This is a genomic window from Streptomyces lunalinharesii (assembly GCF_039532155.1).
Lineage (GTDB): Bacteria > Actinomycetota > Actinomycetes > Streptomycetales > Streptomycetaceae > Streptomyces > Streptomyces lunalinharesii.
Map to the genome: position 1 here is coordinate 1 of NZ_BAAARK010000011.1, position 15,383 is coordinate 15,383.

Consider the following 15,383-nt stretch of genomic DNA (forward strand, 5'->3'; position numbering starts at 1 on the left):
TCAACCCACCCTCAACGGGAGGGGGCGGGCCGGAGGGGGTGGTGTGCAGGACGTAAAGCGCAGCAGTCCTGCACACCACCCCCGCAGGCCCGACACCGCCACCCAAACGCCCCGCGCAGCGGACAACCAGCCCGCGCCGCAGGCGCAACAGCGAGACGCCCCACGGCGGCAAACCCCACAACGTGGGAAGAGGCCCGCGCCGCCAGGCGCAAACCGCAACCACCACGGCGGAAAAGACAAAAACGTGGGAAGAAAACCGAACGTCAGCGGCGGATTTCGTCGGCGATCGCGTTCAGGAAGCCGTCGATGTCGTTCTCGGTCGTGTCGAAGGCGCACATCCAGCGGACGACGCCGGCCGGTTCGTCCCAGAAGTAGAAGCGGAAGCGCTTCTGGAGGCGTTCGCTGACGTCGTGCGGGAGGCGGGCGAAGACGGCGTTGGACTGGACGGGGTGGAGGATCTCCACGCCGGGGATCTCGCGGACGCCGGTGGCCAGGCGTTGGGCCATGGCGTTGGCGTGGCGGGCGTTGCGGAGCCAGAGGTCCTTGGCGAGGAGCGCCTCCAGTTGGACGGAGACGAAGCGCATCTTGGACGCCAGTTGCATGGAGAGCTTGCGCAGGTGCTTCATGGCGCGGACCGCGTCGGGGTTGAGGACGACCACGGCCTCGCCGAAGACCGCGCCGTTCTTGGTGCCGCCGTACGAGAGGATGTCGACGCCCACGGCGTTGGTGAAGGCCCGCATGGGGACGTCGAGGGTGGCGGCGGCGTTGGCTATCCGGGAGCCGTCGAGGTGGACGAGCATGTTGCGCTCGTGGGCGTGGTCGCAGATGGCGCGGACCTCGTCCGGGGTGTAGACGGTGCCGAGTTCGGTGCTCTGGGTGATCGAGACGACCTGCGGCATGGCGCGGTGCTCGTCGTCCCAGCCCCACGCCTGACGGTCGATCAGCTCGGGGGTGAGCTTGCCGTCCGGGGTGGCGACGGTGAGCAGCTTGAGGCCGCCGATCCGCTCCGGGGCGCCGCATTCGTCGACGTTGATGTGGGCGGTGTCGGCGGAGATCACCGCGCCCCAGCGGTCGGTGACGGCCTGCAGCGCGACGACGTTGGCGCCGGTGCCGTTGAACACCGGGAACGCCTGGGCCCGCTGCCCGAAGTGGCTGCGGAAGACGCGTTGGAGGTGCTCGGTGTAGTCGTCCTCGCCGTAGGCGACCTGGTGGCCGCCGTTGGCGAGGGCGAGTGCGGCGAGCACTTCCGGGTGGGCCCCGGCGTAGTTGTCGCTGGCGAAGCCGCGGAGCTGCGGGTCGTGGTGCTGACGGGCGTCGGTCTTCGCCCGGTTCACGGCTTGGGGGTCAGCCACAGACGCTGTCCATTCACTTCCTGGGCGGGCCGGTTCCAGACCCCGGCGATGGCTTCGGCCAGCTCCGTGACGTCGGTGAAGCCCGCGAACTTGGCGTTCGGTCGCTCGGCGCGCATCTGGTCGTTGACGAGCGCCTTGACGACCAGGATGGCAGCCGCGGCGCGCGGTCCGTCCTCGCCCCCGGCCTTGCGGAAACCGTCGGCCATGGCGAGGGTCCACGCCTCGGCGGCCGCCTTGGACGCGGCGTAGGCGGCGTTGCCGGCGGTGGGGTTGCTGGCGCCGGCCGCGCTGATCAGCAGGTAGCGACCGTTGCCGCTGCGGTCGAGCGCGTCGTAGAAGGCGAGCGAGGTGTGCTGGACGGTGCGGACCAGGAGCCGGTGGAGGGTGTCCCAGTCGGCGAGGTCGGTCTCGGTGAACGTGGAGCAGCCGCGCCAGCCGCCGACGAGGTGGACGACGCCGTCGACGCGCCCGAACTCCTTCTCCGTGCGGGCGGCCCATTCGCGGGTCTGGTCGAGGTCGAGGAGGTCGACGGTCTCGCCGATGACGGTGGCGCCGCCGTGGGCGTACCGGGCCGCGTCGACGGCCTCCGCCAGGCGTTCGGGGTTCGAGTCCGAGCCGACCACCACCGCGCCGGCCTCGGCCAGCCGCAGCAGGGTGGCCCGACCGGCCGGGCCGGCCGCTCCGGCCACCGCGATGACCGCACCGTCCAGCGGCCCCTGGCCGCCCGTCGAAGTAACCATCTCCGTCGCCTCCTCGTCCTGCCCCTGGACGGCCGTTGCCCGGGTGTTCTCGTCGTTCCGCACGCTGCGCTGTCCGTTCTGGTCCTGTTCGGTCCGTACGCGGGTCACGCCGCCGCCGGCGTGTCGCTGTGGGCGGTGATGCCCTTGGTCGAGGCGATCACGGAACGGAGCTTCTTGGCGAGCGCCTCGTAGAACATGCTCAGCGGGAACTCGTCGGGAAGCACGTCGTCCACGAGCTTGCGCGGCGGCTGGTCGAGGTCGAGGGCGTCCGGGCCCTTGGCCCAAGCCGAGCCGGGGTGCGGGGCGAGGTAGGTCGAGACGAGGTCGTAGGCGGCGAACCAGTGGACCAGTTTCGGTCGGTCGATGCCGTCGCGGTAGAGCCGTTCGATCTCGCCGCAGAGCTGCTGGGTGACCTTGGGTGCCCGCTCCCAGTCGATGTGCAGTGTGTTGTCCGTCCAGCGTACGACGTCGTGCTTGTGGAGGTACGCGAAGAGGAGCTGGCCGCCGAGGCCGTCATAGTTGCGGACCCGGTCGCCGGTGACCGGGAACCGGAACATCCGGTCGAAGATCACCGCGAACTGCACGTCGCGGGCCTGCGGGTACCCCTCGGCCTCCAGCTTCACGGCCTCCTTGAAGGCGGTGAGGTCGCAGCGCAGCTCCTCCAGGCCGTACATCCAGAACGGCTGGCGCTGCTTGATCATGAACGGGTCGAACGGCAGGTCGCCGTGGCTGTGGGTGCGGTCGTGGATCATGTCCCAGAGGACGAACGCCTGCTGGCAGCGCTGCTGGTCGTCGAGCATGGCCGCGACGTCCGCGGGGAGTTCGACGCCGAGGATGTCCACGGCGGCCTCGCTGACCCGACGGAAGCGGGCGGCCTCGCGGTCGCAGAAGATGCCGCCCCAGCTGAACCGCTCGGGGGCCTGGCGGACCGCGATGGTCTCGGGGAAGAGGACGGCCGAGTTGGTGTCGTAGCCGGCGGTGAAGTCCTCGAAGGTGATGCCGCAGAAGAGCGGGTTGTCGTAGCGGGTGCGCTCCAGGTCGGCGAGCCACTCGGGCCAGACCATGCGCAGGACGACGGCCTCGAAGTTGCGGTTCGGGTTGCCGTTCTGGGTGTACATGGGGAACACGACGAGGTGCTGGAGGCCGTCGGCGCGCTGTTGGGCGGGCTGGAAGGCGAGCAGCGAGTCGAGGAAGTCGGGGACGCCGAAGCCCTGGTCGGCCCAGCGCTGCAGGTCGGCGACGAGGGCCTGGTGGTAGGCGGCGTTGTGCGGGAGCAGCGGGGCGAGTTCCCGGATGGCGGCCACGGCGCGGTCGGCCTCGTGGCGGACGGCCGTGGTGCTGGGCGCGCCGTCCGCGGCGAGGTCGATCGAACCGTCCTTGGACTGCCACGGGCGGATGGTCTCGATGGCGTCCTTCAGCACGGGCCAGGCGGGGTGCGCGACCACGGACTCGTCGGACGGGGTGCCGCTCCGGACACCCACAGGCGAAAGAATTTCCGTCATGACTGCCCTCCGGCGGTAGATCGTCCTGTGAGACCACCGTAACCAGCCAAGGATCGCCCATTCAAGTGGGGTCACTGAAAATTATTCTGCGGACACCCCATGGTCACGACTATTTTTCCTGTGAGGTACGGATTCGATCTCACTTCCTGGCGTAGGAGACAGTTGATTCCGCGTTTTCTCCGTCGGATGCCGGGGTAGACGAGGGAATCACGGCCGGTCCGGGCGGGTGACGGGAACGGGACGGGAACGCCCCCCGGTGAAGTGCGGAATGACCTTTTCACCCCATTGGCGGATGGTCTCCAGACAGGCTTCCTGCGGCACCGTGCCCATCTGGATCAGGCACATCACCTCGTCGGCGCCGGCCGCCCGGAGCCGCTCCACGTAGGCGATGGCGTCCTCGGCCGTCCCGTAGGCGTGGTCGTCCCGGAAGGTTGCGGTGGCGTTCGGGCGGACCGGGATGCGTTGCTCGTGGAGGTGGGCGACGACCGTCTCGGCGGCCCGGCGCAGCTCGTCGGCCTCGTCCGTGCCGTCCACCACGGCCTCGTCGGGGACCCCGGCGCCGCCGTACCAGTGCGCGATGGCCTGGGCGAAGAAGCGCTGACCGCGCAGGCCGACGGCGCGGGCCCGCTCGCGATCGGCGAGCACGATGGTGGGGCAGAGCACCGCGAAGTGGTCGTTGAGCTGCGAGGACACCAGCCGGTCGCCGGTGCGGGCGGCCCGCGCGGCGTCGTACGCGGTGCGCAGTTCGGCGACCGCGTCCGGGCCGGCGAAGCCCATGACGAGGGCGCCCACACCCAGTTCGGCGGCCTGCCGCAGGGTCTCGGTGCGGCTGCACGCCAGGAAGAGCGGCGGGTGCGGCGTCTGGTGGGGGCGGGGCAGGATCGGATGCGGCGGGATGTCTATCAACTCGCCGTGATAGGAGAGCTGTTCGCCCTGCCAGGCACGGCCGAGGATGCGCAGCGCCTCCTCCACCTCCCGGGTCGTGCGGTCGCGGTCGACGCCGCACAGCGAGGTCTCCTGCGCGGTGCCGCCACGGCCGGCGCCGAGGTCGAGGCGGCCGCCGGAGAGCAGGTCGAGGGTGGCGGCGCGCTCGGCGACCCGGGCCGGGTGGTTGAAGGCAAACGGCATGCAGACCACGCCGTGGCCGACGCGAATGGTCCGGGTGCGGGCGGCGACCCAGGTCAGGAAGACCTCCGGGGCGCTCATGTGCGCGTACCACTTCAGGGAGTGGTGCTCGACGGCCCAGATCCGGTCGAATCCCATCTGCTCGGCGAGGACGGCCTGTTCGACGCAGTCGTGGAACAGGCGGTGCTCGCGGGCGACGGTCGGATCGGCGAGCTGGGCCTCGAAGATGATCGAGAACTGCACGGTGCCTCCCGGCTTGTCCTGCGGGCAACTCGCTATGCCAATCAGTCATATGACTAATCGTCAGAAGTGGGAAGAGGCGGGTCCGCCGGACCTGCCGGCGACCTCGTGGGCGGCGCTCGGACCGCTCGCGTGCCGCGGCGCGCGCACCGGCCACGGGCTGAAGAGGTGGGCCGACGCCTCGTTGCGGTTCTTCTCCTGGCGGCGCGCCACGCGGGTCCCTGGGCGGGCGTTGCCGCGCGCCCGCGCCGGCCTGGAGCCAGCGCCGGCACCTCGCCGAGTCGGCGCTGACCGGCGAGCCGCCGGCGGATCTGGCGCGGTGGCTGTGCGCGAACCGGCCACCGGTGCGTAGACGGCGGAACGCGGGGGCACTCGTACGGGCTAGAGGGCACTTGTCCCTACGGCGCTGCCGCTGTCGGGCGGATTAGGCTGTGGGCCATTTCGGGCAGCAGTGCGCCGGCGGCCGACACGTGTGCGGAGCCGACAGCAACCGAGCCGACAGAAGCGAGGCAGCCTTGTCCTTTCTCACCATCGGGCACCGCGGATTGATGGGTGTGGAGCCGGAGAACACCCTGCGCTCCTTCGAACGGGCCGAACGCGAGGGCGTCGACGTCATCGAACTCGACCTGCACCTGAGCAAGGACGGTGCGCTGGTGGTGATGCACGACCCGGACGTGGACCGGACCACCGACGGCACCGGCCCGATCACCGAACGCACCCTCGCCGAACTGCGGGAACTGGAAGCCGGCCAGGGCGAGCGGATCCCGGTGTTCGAGGACGTGGTGGACGCGGTGCGGCTGCCGCTCCAGGCGGAGATCAAGGACGTCGCGGCGGCCCGGGCGCTGGCCGAGGTGGTGCGCGCGCGGGACCTGATCGGCCGGGTGGAGGTCATCTCGTTCCACGACGAGGCGCTCGCGGCGGTCCGTTCGCTGCTGCCGGGCGTGCGGACCGGATTGGTGGGCGAGCACTACGGTGCCGACGTCGTCGACCGCGCCACGGCGGTGGGTGCGGGGCTGGTGTCGCTCTACCTCCCGCGGCTCACCCTGGAACTCGTCGAGCGGGCGCACGCCGCCCGGTTGACGGTGCTGGGGTGGACGGTGAACACCCACGACGAACTGCGGCTGGCGCGCGGGCTGGGACTGGACGGCGTGGTCACCGACCAGCCGGAGATCCGGCGGGCGGTGCGCTTCACCGCGTAGCCGGCGGGCGGCGGGCGGGCCGGCCGGGCCCGGCACACGGGGGCCGCCCGACGGGAAACGTGAAGTTCACAGCGGCGCAACGGATTTCCAGCATGCGGACGTTCGGCCCGGTGACCTCGACAGGGCGGCCGGTGCACTGCCACTCTCCCGGCATGTACCCGTCCCCACGCCCCGTGCGTCTCGCCGTCTGCGCCACCGCCGTGCTGCTCGTCGCCGCGGTCGGCTGCGCCCCGCAGGACGCCTCCCCCGGCGCCTCGCAGGCCGCCGGCGGGGGCAAGCAGAGCTGTACGCCGGGCAAGTTGGCCACCGTGGCGCCCGGGAAGCTCACCGTCGGCACCGACAAGCCCGCCTACGCGCCCTGGTTCGTCGACGACGACCCGGCCAACGGCAAGGGCTACGAGGCGGCGGTGACCTACGCCGTGGCCGAGGAACTGGGCTACCGCAAGGACGCGGTGCACTGGCGGACCGTGCCGTTCAACAGCGCCTTCGCGCCCGGTGCGAAGAGCTTCGACTTCGACGTGAACCAGGTGTCGATCAGCGACTCCCGCAAACAGGCCGTGGCGTTCTCCGCCGGCTACTACGACGTGCGGCAGGCCGTGGTCGCGCTCAAGGGCTCCAAGGCGGCCGGCGCCAAGAGCATCGCCGACCTCGCGGGCGTCAAGCTCGGCGCCCAGGTCGGCAGCACCAGCCTCGACGTGGTCAACGACACCGTCCGTCCCCACCGGCCCGCCGCGGTCTTCCAGAAGAACGACCTGGCCAAGTCGGCCCTGAGGAACGGCCAGGTGGACGCGGTGGTGGTCGACCTGCCGACCGCCTTCTACATGACGTCCGTCGAGCTCAAGGACGCCGTGGTGGTCGGCCAGTTCCGCGAACAGGGGCCGTCCGCCGGGCAGTTCGGGCTGGTGCTGGACAAGGAGAGCAAACTCACCGGCTGCGTCACGGCGGCGGTGGACGCGCTGCGCCGCAAGGGCACCCTGGCCGCGTTGGAGAAGCGGTGGCTGGCCGACGCGGTCAACGTTCCGGTGCTGAAGTGACCTCCGGGACGGCGAAGATGAAGGGGACGGGGCAGGGGGCCGCGCGGGACGCCGCGGCCGGGGCCGCCGACGACGGGTACGTGCCGTCCGCGCGGCGGCTCGAACGGGAGCGGTACAAGCGGGCCCGGGCCCGCCGGGCGACCGCCCTCGCCGCGACGAGCACCCTGGTCACCGGCGCGGTGCTGTACTTCGTGATCACGGCGGCGCCCGGCTGGCCGCGCACCCGGGAGACGTTCTTCAGCGCCGCCTACGCGCGCCTCGCGTTGCCGAAGGTGCTGGAGGGGCTGCTGCTCAACCTGCGGTTGTTGGTGATCTGCGGGGCCGCGGTGCTGGTGTTGGGGCTGCTGCTGGCGGTGGCCCGGACGCTGCGGGGGCCGGTGTTCTTCCCGGTGCGGGCGCTGGCCACCGCCTACACCGACTTCTTCCGCGGGATGCCGCTGATCATCTGTCTGTTGATGGTGGTCTTCGGGGTGCCGGCGCTGCGGCTCCAGGGCGTCACCACCGATCCGGTGGTGCTCGGGGGCGCGGCGCTGGTGCTGACGTACTCGGCGTACGTGGCGGAGGTCTTCCGGGCCGGCATCGAGTCGGTGCACCCCTCGCAGCGGGCCGCGGCCCGTTCGCTGGGGCTCTCCAGCGGACAGACGCTGCGCTTCGTGGTGCTGCCGCAGGCGGTGCGCCGGGTGGTGCCGCCCCTGCTCAACGACCTGGTGTCGCTCCAGAAGGACACCGGACTGGTGTCGATCGCCGGCGCGGTGGACGCCGTCTACGCGGCGCAGATCATCGCCAGCAAGGACTTCAACTACACCCCGTACGTGGTGGCCGGGCTGGTCTTCGTGGCGCTGACGATCCCGATGACCCGCCTCACGGACTGGGTCACGGCCCGGATGGACCGCCGGCGCGCCCAGGGAGGGACGGTATGAGCAGGACGGACGACGGGCCGGTGGCGTCGCAGGCACAGACACCGGCTCAGGCCCAGGCACCGGCCGGCGGGCCGGTGCTGCGGATGGAGTCGGTGCGCAAGACCTACGGGCGCGGCGGCACCGTCGTGCTGCGGGACGTGGACCTGGAGGTGGCCCCGCACACCGTGACCGCGCTGATCGGGGCCTCCGGGTCCGGCAAGTCCACGCTGTTGCGCTGCGCCAACCTGCTGGAGGAGATCGACGACGGGGCGATCTTCCTGGACGGCGAGGAGATCACCGATCCGCGGGTCGACCCGGACGCGGTGCGCCGCCGGATCGGGGTGGTCTTCCAGGCGTACAACCTCTTTCCGCACATGAGCGTGCTGGACAACGTCACGTTGGCGCCGCGCCGGGTGCACGGGGTGGCGCGCGCCGAGGCGGCGGAGCGCGCCCGCGAGCTGCTGGCGCGGCTGGGGCTGGACGGGCGGGCCGACGAGTATCCGGACCGGCTCAGCGGGGGCCAGCAGCAGCGGGTGGCGATCGCCCGGGCGCTGGCCGGGCGGCCGCGGCTGTTGTTGCTCGACGAGATCACCGCGGCGCTCGACCCGGAGCTGGTCGGCGAGGTGCTGCGGGTCGTCCGGGACCTCAAGGAGGACGGCATGACGATGGTCATCGCCACCCACGAGATGGGCTTCGCCCGGGAGGTCGCCGACCAGGTGTGCTTCCTGGAGGGCGGGGTGGTCCTGGAGCGCGGCGCGCCCGGCCGGGTCTTCGGCGAGCCCGAGCACCCCCGGACCCGGCAGTTCCTCCAGCGGATCATCGAGGCCGGGCGGCTCTGAGGGGCCGGGCGGGTCCGCGGGCCGAGGCGGGTCCGCGGACCGGCCGGCACGGCCGGCCCGGTGTCAGCCCAGCGGCTTGACCAGCAGCTCGAACTCCAGGTCGGCGCGCTGCGGGATGCCGAACCGCTCGTCGCCGTAGGGGAACGGGCTGAGCTGGCCGGTGCGCCGGTAGCCCCGGCGCTCGTACCAGGCGATCAGTTCCTCGCGCTGGCGTATGACGGTCATCCGCATCTCGCGGCTGCCCCAGGTGGCCAGCGCGGTCCGCTCGGCCTCGGCGATGATCACCTTGCCCAGGCCGCCGCCCTGGAGGTCCGGACGGACCGCGAACATCCCGAAGTAGGCGTGGTCCCCGCGGTGCTCCAGCTGGCAGCAGGCGATCAGCTCGCCGTCCCGCTCGGCGACCAGCAGCCGGCCCCGTTCGTTGCGCACCACGTCGGCGACGCCGTCCGGGTCGGTCCGCTGGCCCGCCAGGAGGTCCGCCTCCGTCGTCCACCCGGCGCGGCTGGCGTCCCCTCGGTAGGCCGATTCCACCAGGCCGACGAGCCCGGGAACGTCGGCATCGGTGGCGGAGCGGAAGGTCAGCGCGGTGGTGGTCATGGTGGGCGGGGTCCTCTCGGCCGTACAGGTAGCTGTCAGCGAGGCTAACAAGCGGCGGCGCCGGGCGGCAGGGCCCGTCGTCCCGACGACCCGCCGCCGGCCGGGCCGCCCCGGTGGCCGAGCTGCCCCGGTGGCCGAGCTGTGCCGTGTCCCCCCGGGCGGGGCGGTCCGGCGGCGTAGGGTCCGTGCCATGGTGCAGGTACTGAGCAGCAGGGTGCTGGTGCGGCCGGCCGATCCGGAGCGGTCGCGGACGTTCTACGGCGAGGCGCTGGGTCTGGCGGTCTACCGGGAGTTCGGCACGGGGCCGGAGCGCGGCACCGTGTACTTCCTCGGCGGCGGGTTCCTGGAGGTGTCCGGGCGGGCCACCGACGCCCCGACGCCCACCGTCCAGCTGTGGCTCCAGGTGGCCGACGCGGCGCGGGCGCACGAGGAGCTGGTGGAGCGCGGGGTGACCGTGCTGCGCCCGCCGGTGCGGGAGCCCTGGGGGCTGATCGAGATGTGGATCGCGGACCCGGACGGCCACCAGATCGTGGTGACCGAGGTCCCCGCCGACCATCCGCTGCGCTACCGGCCCTGAGCCCACCGGCCCGCCCACGGCCCGTCCGCGGGCGGCGCCGGGACCGGGCGGCGAGGCGTGCGTGCGTGCGTGCGGTGCAACTCTGGCCTGCGCGACGGTAACTGGTGGTGGGTTCCCGCGGTCGCTAGCGTCGCGTGCATGACCACTACGGAATTCCCCTCCGTCGGGGAGCACTTCGACGTCGTCATCGCGGGCGGCGGACCGGTCGGCCTGGCGCTCGCCGCGGAGTTGCGGCTGCACGGCGTCACGACACTCGTCCTGGAGCGGGGGCCGCGCGGGGTGGGCGAACCGCGCGTGCTGGCGCTGCACGCCCGGACCCTGGAGACGCTGGACCGGCGCGGCCTGCTGGCCGAGTTCACCCGCGCCGAGGAGTCCCTGCCGGACCTGGACGCGTGGCGGGGGCAGCTCGACGACCACGGCGCCCGCGGCCACTTCGCCGGGCTGCACCAGTTGGGCCGGCACACGGCGGAGCCGGCCGAGCAGCCGCGCGGCCTGACCCTGCCGCACCAGGTCCTCAAGGACCTCCTCGCGGGGCGGGCCGAGGACCTCGGCGCGGTGGTCCGCCACGAGCACGAGGTGACCGGCCTGGAGCAGGACGCGGACGGCGTCACCGTCCGCGTGCGGACCGCGGACGGCGATGCCGCGGTCCGCGCGGACTTCCTGGTCGGCTGCGACGGCGGGCGCAGCGCGGTCCGCAAGGACGCCGGGATCGACTTCCCGGGCACCGGGCCGTCGCTGGTGTCCCGGATGGGGCGCGGCACCGTCGAGGTCCACGGGGACGGGGAGCTGCCGGGCGGCTGGCGGCGCAGCGACGGGGGCTGGTTCATGCGGATGGCCGACGGTCGAATAGCGGTCATCGAGTGGCACGAACCGGCGGACGTGGAGGACGCGGCGACCGGGGACGAACTGGCGGCGGCCATCGAGCGGGTGACCGGGCAGCGCGTCACCTTGACCGACGTGGACTTCGTGAACCGCTTCACCGACAGCGCCCGCCAGGCGGGCCGGTACCGGGCGGGCCGGGTGCTGCTGGCCGGGGACGCCGCGCACATCCACTTCCCGGCCGGTGGGCAGGGCGTCAACCTCGGCCTCCAGGACGCCTTCAACCTGGGCTGGAAGCTGGCCGCCCAGTGCCGGGGCTGGGCTCCGGACGGGCTGTTGGACAGCTACCACGCGGAGCGGCATCCGGTCGCCGCGGAGGTGCTGGACAACACCCGGGCCCAGGTCGCCCTGATGCGGCCGGGGCCGCAAGTGGACGCGCTGCGGGCGCTGTTCAGCCGGCTGCTGGGGATGGAGGAGGTCAACAAGCACCTCAGCGACGTCATCTACGGCACCGGCATCCGCTACGACGCCCTCCCCGCGGCCGCCGGCGGTCCGCCGGGACCGGGCGGGCACCCGCGGGTCGGTACGTTCGCCCGCGACCTGCCGGTGACGACGGCAAACGGGCCGACCCGCCTGGCGGAACTGCTGCGCCCGGGGCGGCCGTTGCTGCTGTGCTTCGACGGTTCCGGTGCGGACGGCGCGCTCAAGGCCGCGGCGGGCTGGGCCGACCGCGTCACGATCGTCGCGGCCACCGCCCCGGACCCCCTGGCGGCGGCGCTGCTGGTGCGCCCCGACGGCTATCTGGCCTGGGCGAGCGACGGGCCGGTGACCGAGGAGGGGCTGCGCGCGGCGCTGCGCGCGTGGTGCGGGGCGGAGGGGGCGGCCAGCTGACGGGGTCCGCCACCGGCCGGCCGACCCGCCGCCGGCGCCCTGCGCTCCCGGATTGCGCCCGTGCGCTCCCGTGTGCCACGCCGTGGCCGGGCATCCTGCCGGTGCTCACGGTCCCCGGTCCGGGAGGTGTCCCGTGCACACACCGTCGCTGGTCGGCTGGTTGCTGGTGCTGCTGTGCGCCGCCACCGGCGGCTACTGCCTGACGCGGAGCCGCGGCGGCCCCCCGGCGCAGCGGGTGACGGCCCGCTGCGAGGCCCTGATGGCGGTGGGCATGGCGGTAATGGCGCTGCCGGCGTCGGTGGTGCCGCCGCCCGCCTGGTCGCCCTGGGTCTTCACCGCGGTGTTCGGCGCGACGGCGCTGTGGGCGCTGGTGCGGCGTCATCCGCACCATGCGGTGGGCGCGTTGGCGATGGTCTACATGGCGCTCGCCATGGTCGGCATGCCGGCCATGGCGGGGCACCCTGCGGCCGGAATGGACGGGATGGCGGGGATGGGCGGGACGGGCGGAACGGCCGGGATGACGCACACCGCTCCGGCCGGTGTCCCGCTGCTGACCGGGTTGCTGCTCGCCTACTACGCGGTCTACGTGCTCGCCGCCGGCGTCCGGTTGGTGCCGGGGGACGCCGGGGCCGGGCCGCGTACGGCGGGCGGCGCGGAGCGGGGCACGTGCGCCGGGCCGCCCGTCGTCCTGCGGGCCTGTCAGGTGGCCATGGGGTTGGGGATGCTCGCCATGCTGCTGGCGCTGTGACGCGGGGGCGCCGGCCGCACCGTCCCGGCGCCGCACACCCGGGGCGGACGTGGTGTACGTCACTTCCGTCGCAGGACCGTACCAACCGGTAGTCGGCCGCTCATAGGCTGACGCCATGATGGTCCCCCTCACGCTGATGGTTCTCGGCGTGCTGGCCGCGGCGATGGCGCCGCGCCTGATGGCCCGTTCGGACTGGCCCGACCGTGAGCCGGTGCTGGCCCTGTGGGTGTGGCAGTGCGTGGTGGCCGCCGTCCTGCTGTGCTGCGGACTGGCCATGTCGCTGAGCGCGGCCGCCGCCTGGGACGCGATCCGCAGTCCGGTGTTCGGCTTCGCCCCGCGGGTGGTCGTCGAGGCGTACGCGCTCAACACCTACGGTCCGTGGGCCGGTGTGCTGGCGATGCTGCTGGCCGGCGGCGGCGCGTGGACGGTGGTGGCGCTGACCCGGGAGGTGCGGGCGGCGCGGGCCCGCCGCCGGCGGCGCCGGGCCGAACTGCGCCGGCGCTCCCCCCTGATGCCGGGCGAGGACCCGCGCGAGGGCCGCCTGGTGGTCCTGGAGGACGACCGGCCGGAGGCGTTCTGGCAGCACCACCCCGCGCCGCAACTGGTCGTCACCACCGCGGCGTTGCAGCGCCTGAAGGGGCGCCAGCTCGATGCGTTGGTCGCGCACGAGCAGGGCCACCTGCGGGCCCGGCACGACGTTCTGCTGCACTGCGCGTCGGCGCTGGCCGCCGGCTTCCCGCAGATCCCGGTCTTCGCGGCGTTCCGCGACCAGGTCCACCGGCTGGTCGAGATGGCTGCCGACGACGTCGCCTCGCGCCGCTTCGGCCGGCTGACCATCGCCCTGGCGCTGGTCGGACTCAACGAGGACCGCGGGGTGTTCGGGCCCTGTCCGCCCCAGCTCGCGCAGGTCCCGCAGCGGGTGGACCGGCTGCTCGCCCCGGCGGCCCGGTTCACCGTCGGGCGCCGACTGCGGATGACCGCCTACGCGCTGCTGCTCCCGGCCGTCCCGCTGCTGGTGGCCTTCGGGCCCGGACTCTCCGCGCTCACCTGACCGTCCGCCGTCCGACCGGCACCATGGTCACCATGACCACCACCAACGGCGCACCCCACAGCGCACCCCACGGCACGGCCGGCGGCGGGATCGACGGCGTCCTGTTCGACTTCTCCGGGACGCTCCTGCGCATCGAGCCGGCCGAACGCTGGCTGCGCGCGGCCCTCGCCGCCTTCCACGCCGTCCCCGGTACCGCGCCCTGTCCACTCACCGACGACGAGATCGCCCGACTGGCCGGCGACCTGGAACGGGCCGGCGCCCTCCCCGGCGGCGGGTCACCGGCCGCGGTGCCCGACGCGCTGCGGCCGCTTTGGGACGTCCGGGACCGCGACGCCCGCAGCCACCGCGCCCTCTACACCGGCCTGGCCCGCCAAGTACCGCTCCCGCACGCCGAGTTGTACGTTCCGTCGGGCGCCGCCCCGTCCCTCTACGACGCCCTCTACGAGCGCCACCGGCTTCCGGACGCCTGGCTGCCCTACCCTGACGCGGCCGAGGTGCTGGCCGCGCTGCACGACCGCGGCATCCGCGTCGGCCTGCTCAGCAACATCGGCTGGGACCTCCGCCCGGTCCTGCGCGCCCACGGCCTCGACCACCACCTCGACGCCTGCGTGCTGTCCTATGAGCACGGCCGGCAGAAGCCGGACCCGCGTCTCTTCGCGTTCGCCTGCGAGGAGTTGGGAGTGGCTCCGGCGCGGGTCCTGATGGTCGGCGACGACCGGACGGCCGACGGCGGCGCCACCGCGATCGGCTGCGGCTACTTCCCGGTCGACCACGTCCCCGTCCACCGCCGTCCCGGCGGGTTGCGGCCGGTCCTGGAGCTGGTCGGCTGACCGGCGGGGCCGGCGGCGGCCGGGCAGCAGGCGGCGGGCCGGCCGCCGGGAAGGGGGTGGCGCGGACCGGGTCGGTGTGTGATCGTCGGGGAGCCCCACGACCCGCCGCGCCGCACGGCGCGGACCCCGTCCGCCCAGGAGGCCGACCCGTGTCCACCCCGTACCTCGACGCGTTGTTCTCGCTCTCCGGCCGTCGGGCCCTGGTGACCGGGGGCAGTTCCGGGATCGGGCGGGCGATCGCCGAGGCGCTGGGGCGCGCCGGGGCCGACGTCGTCCTGATGGCGCGCCGCCCGGACCCGTTGCGGGCGGCCGCCGAGGAGCTGCGGGCGGCGGGGTGCGCGGCGGACTGGGTGGCCGCCGACCTGGGCGACCGGGCGGCGGTCCGGGCCGGCGCCGACGAGGTGGCGCGCCGGTTCGGCGCGCCGGACGTCCTGGTCAACGCCGCCGGGGTCAATCCCCGCCCGCCGCTCGACGCGTTGGGCACCGAGGAGTGGGACCGCACGATGGCGGTCAACCTGAACGCCCCGTTCCTGTTGGGCCAGCGCTTCGGTCCCACGATGGCGGAGCGGGGCTGGGGGCGGATCGTGCACGTCGTGTCCCAGCAGGCGATCCGGGCGTTCGGCAACAGCGGCGCCTACGGGGTGTCCAAGGCGGGCCTGGCGGCGCTGACCCGTTCCCAGGCCGAGGCGTGGTCCCGGCACGGCGTGACCGTCAACGCCCTCGCCCCCGGTTTCGTGCGTACGCCGCTCAACGCGGCGGTCTTCGCCGATCCGGTGCGCACCGAGGCGATGGCGCGCCGGACGATGGCCGGTCGCAACGGCGAACTGGCCGACTTCGCGGGCGCCGCGGTCTTCCTGGCCGGCCCCGGCTCGGCGTACGTGACCGGCCAGACGCTGTTCGTGGACGGTGGCTTCTCGGTGACCTGAGGCCGGGGCACCGC

At 73.4% G+C, this 15,383-nt stretch carries 16 protein-coding genes; 10 read left to right on the top strand and 6 right to left on the bottom strand.

What is annotated here, in order from left to right:
* Positions 1-263: 263 nt before the first annotated feature.
* The 5 genes from ABD385_RS18455 to ABD385_RS18475 all read right to left on the bottom strand — a co-directional run bounded on the left by ABD385_RS18455 (position 264) and on the right by ABD385_RS18475 (position 5,172).
* Positions 264-1,352, bottom strand: a complete 1,089-nt coding sequence (locus ABD385_RS18455; protein ID WP_344577126.1) for a threonine aldolase family protein — start codon at positions 1,350-1,352, stop codon at positions 264-266.
* Positions 1,331-2,092, bottom strand: a complete 762-nt coding sequence (locus ABD385_RS18460; protein WP_344577574.1) for an SDR family NAD(P)-dependent oxidoreductase — start codon at positions 2,090-2,092, stop codon at positions 1,331-1,333. Before ABD385_RS18460 ends, ABD385_RS18455 begins: the two co-directional genes overlap by 22 nt.
* 104 nt (positions 2,093-2,196) lie before the next feature.
* Entirely contained in the window at positions 2,197-3,594 is a 1,398-nt protein-coding gene (locus tag ABD385_RS18465; protein WP_344577127.1) for a DUF6421 family protein, read from the bottom strand.
* Between the two features lie 207 nt (positions 3,595-3,801).
* A complete protein-coding gene (locus ABD385_RS18470) occupies positions 3,802-4,962 on the bottom strand; it encodes an LLM class flavin-dependent oxidoreductase (RefSeq protein ID WP_344577128.1) in 1,161 nt (386 codons plus the stop codon).
* Between the two features lie 60 nt (positions 4,963-5,022).
* Positions 5,023-5,172 carry a hypothetical protein gene (locus ABD385_RS18475; RefSeq protein WP_344577130.1) on the bottom strand — a complete coding sequence of 50 codons (150 nt, stop codon included), beginning with the start codon at positions 5,170-5,172 and terminating at the stop codon, positions 5,023-5,025.
* 302 nt (positions 5,173-5,474) lie between these two features.
* Here ABD385_RS18475 and ABD385_RS18480 point away from each other — a divergent pair, with 302 nt between their 5' ends.
* From ABD385_RS18480 to ABD385_RS18495, 4 genes are all read left to right on the top strand, one after another.
* Complete coding sequence (locus tag ABD385_RS18480) at positions 5,475-6,158, top strand: glycerophosphodiester phosphodiesterase (protein ID WP_344577132.1); 684 nt, start codon at positions 5,475-5,477, stop codon at positions 6,156-6,158.
* A 152-nt stretch (positions 6,159-6,310) separates the two neighbouring features.
* Entirely contained in the window at positions 6,311-7,192 is an 882-nt protein-coding gene (locus tag ABD385_RS18485) for an ABC transporter substrate-binding protein (RefSeq protein WP_344577134.1), read from the top strand.
* A gap of 17 nt (positions 7,193-7,209) precedes the next feature.
* Positions 7,210-8,112 carry an amino acid ABC transporter permease gene (locus ABD385_RS18490; RefSeq protein WP_344577577.1) on the top strand — a complete coding sequence of 301 codons (903 nt, stop codon included), beginning with the start codon at positions 7,210-7,212 and terminating at the stop codon, positions 8,110-8,112.
* The gene (locus ABD385_RS18495; protein ID WP_425585430.1) at positions 8,109-8,930 is read left to right on the top strand and encodes an amino acid ABC transporter ATP-binding protein; all 822 of its coding nucleotides are present in this window, start codon (positions 8,109-8,111) and stop codon (positions 8,928-8,930) included. The genes ABD385_RS18490 and ABD385_RS18495 overlap by 4 nt, the downstream gene beginning before the upstream one ends.
* 63 nt (positions 8,931-8,993) lie before the next feature.
* Here the strand turns inward: ABD385_RS18495 and ABD385_RS18500 are convergent, their stop codons facing one another.
* Positions 8,994-9,527, bottom strand: coding sequence for a GNAT family N-acetyltransferase (locus ABD385_RS18500; protein ID WP_344577136.1), 534 nt, complete (start codon positions 9,525-9,527; stop codon positions 8,994-8,996).
* A gap of 190 nt (positions 9,528-9,717) precedes the next feature.
* Here ABD385_RS18500 and ABD385_RS18505 point away from each other — a divergent pair, with 190 nt between their 5' ends.
* From ABD385_RS18505 to ABD385_RS18530, 6 genes are all read left to right on the top strand, one after another.
* Complete coding sequence (locus ABD385_RS18505; RefSeq protein ID WP_344577138.1) at positions 9,718-10,104, top strand: VOC family protein; 387 nt, start codon at positions 9,718-9,720, stop codon at positions 10,102-10,104.
* 138 nt (positions 10,105-10,242) lie between these two features.
* Positions 10,243-11,814: an FAD-dependent monooxygenase gene (locus ABD385_RS18510; protein ID WP_344577140.1), complete on the top strand. Its 1,572-nt coding sequence runs from the start codon at positions 10,243-10,245 to the stop codon at positions 11,812-11,814.
* Positions 11,815-11,947: 133 nt separating this feature from the next.
* Positions 11,948-12,562 (top strand): DUF5134 domain-containing protein, encoded by a 615-nt coding sequence (locus ABD385_RS18515; protein WP_344577141.1) that lies wholly within the window; start codon positions 11,948-11,950, stop codon positions 12,560-12,562.
* Between the two features lie 115 nt (positions 12,563-12,677).
* Positions 12,678-13,613: a M56 family metallopeptidase gene (locus ABD385_RS18520; protein ID WP_344577142.1), complete on the top strand. Its 936-nt coding sequence runs from the start codon at positions 12,678-12,680 to the stop codon at positions 13,611-13,613.
* Positions 13,614-13,645: 32 nt separating this feature from the next.
* Positions 13,646-14,443, top strand: a complete 798-nt coding sequence (locus ABD385_RS18525) for an HAD family hydrolase (RefSeq protein ID WP_344577144.1) — start codon at positions 13,646-13,648, stop codon at positions 14,441-14,443.
* Between the two features lie 149 nt (positions 14,444-14,592).
* Positions 14,593-15,369 carry an SDR family NAD(P)-dependent oxidoreductase gene (locus tag ABD385_RS18530; RefSeq protein ID WP_344577147.1) on the top strand — a complete coding sequence of 259 codons (777 nt, stop codon included), beginning with the start codon at positions 14,593-14,595 and terminating at the stop codon, positions 15,367-15,369.
* Positions 15,370-15,383 lie beyond the last annotated feature (14 nt).

Bases quoted from the DNA above. Each gene is read 5' to 3' on its own strand.
- ABD385_RS18525 (WP_344577144.1), top strand. From the start codon at position 13,646: ATGACCACCACCAACGGCGCACCCCACAGCGCACCCCACGGCACGGCC.
- ABD385_RS18505 (WP_344577138.1), top strand. From the start codon at position 9,718: ATGGTGCAGGTACTGAGCAGCAGGGTGCTGGTGCGGCCGGCCGATCCG.
- ABD385_RS18485 (WP_344577134.1), top strand. From the start codon at position 6,311: ATGTACCCGTCCCCACGCCCCGTGCGTCTCGCCGTCTGCGCCACCGCC.
- ABD385_RS18520 (WP_344577142.1), top strand. From the start codon at position 12,678: ATGATGGTCCCCCTCACGCTGATGGTTCTCGGCGTGCTGGCCGCGGCG.
- ABD385_RS18490 (WP_344577577.1), top strand. From the start codon at position 7,210: ATGAAGGGGACGGGGCAGGGGGCCGCGCGGGACGCCGCGGCCGGGGCC.
- ABD385_RS18500 (WP_344577136.1), bottom strand. From the start codon at position 9,527: ATGACCACCACCGCGCTGACCTTCCGCTCCGCCACCGATGCCGACGTT.
- ABD385_RS18495 (WP_425585430.1), top strand. From the start codon at position 8,109: ATGAGCAGGACGGACGACGGGCCGGTGGCGTCGCAGGCACAGACACCG.
- ABD385_RS18510 (WP_344577140.1), top strand. From the start codon at position 10,243: ATGACCACTACGGAATTCCCCTCCGTCGGGGAGCACTTCGACGTCGTC.
- ABD385_RS18465 (WP_344577127.1), bottom strand. From the start codon at position 3,594: ATGACGGAAATTCTTTCGCCTGTGGGTGTCCGGAGCGGCACCCCGTCC.
- ABD385_RS18460 (WP_344577574.1), bottom strand. From the start codon at position 2,092: ATGGTTACTTCGACGGGCGGCCAGGGGCCGCTGGACGGTGCGGTCATC.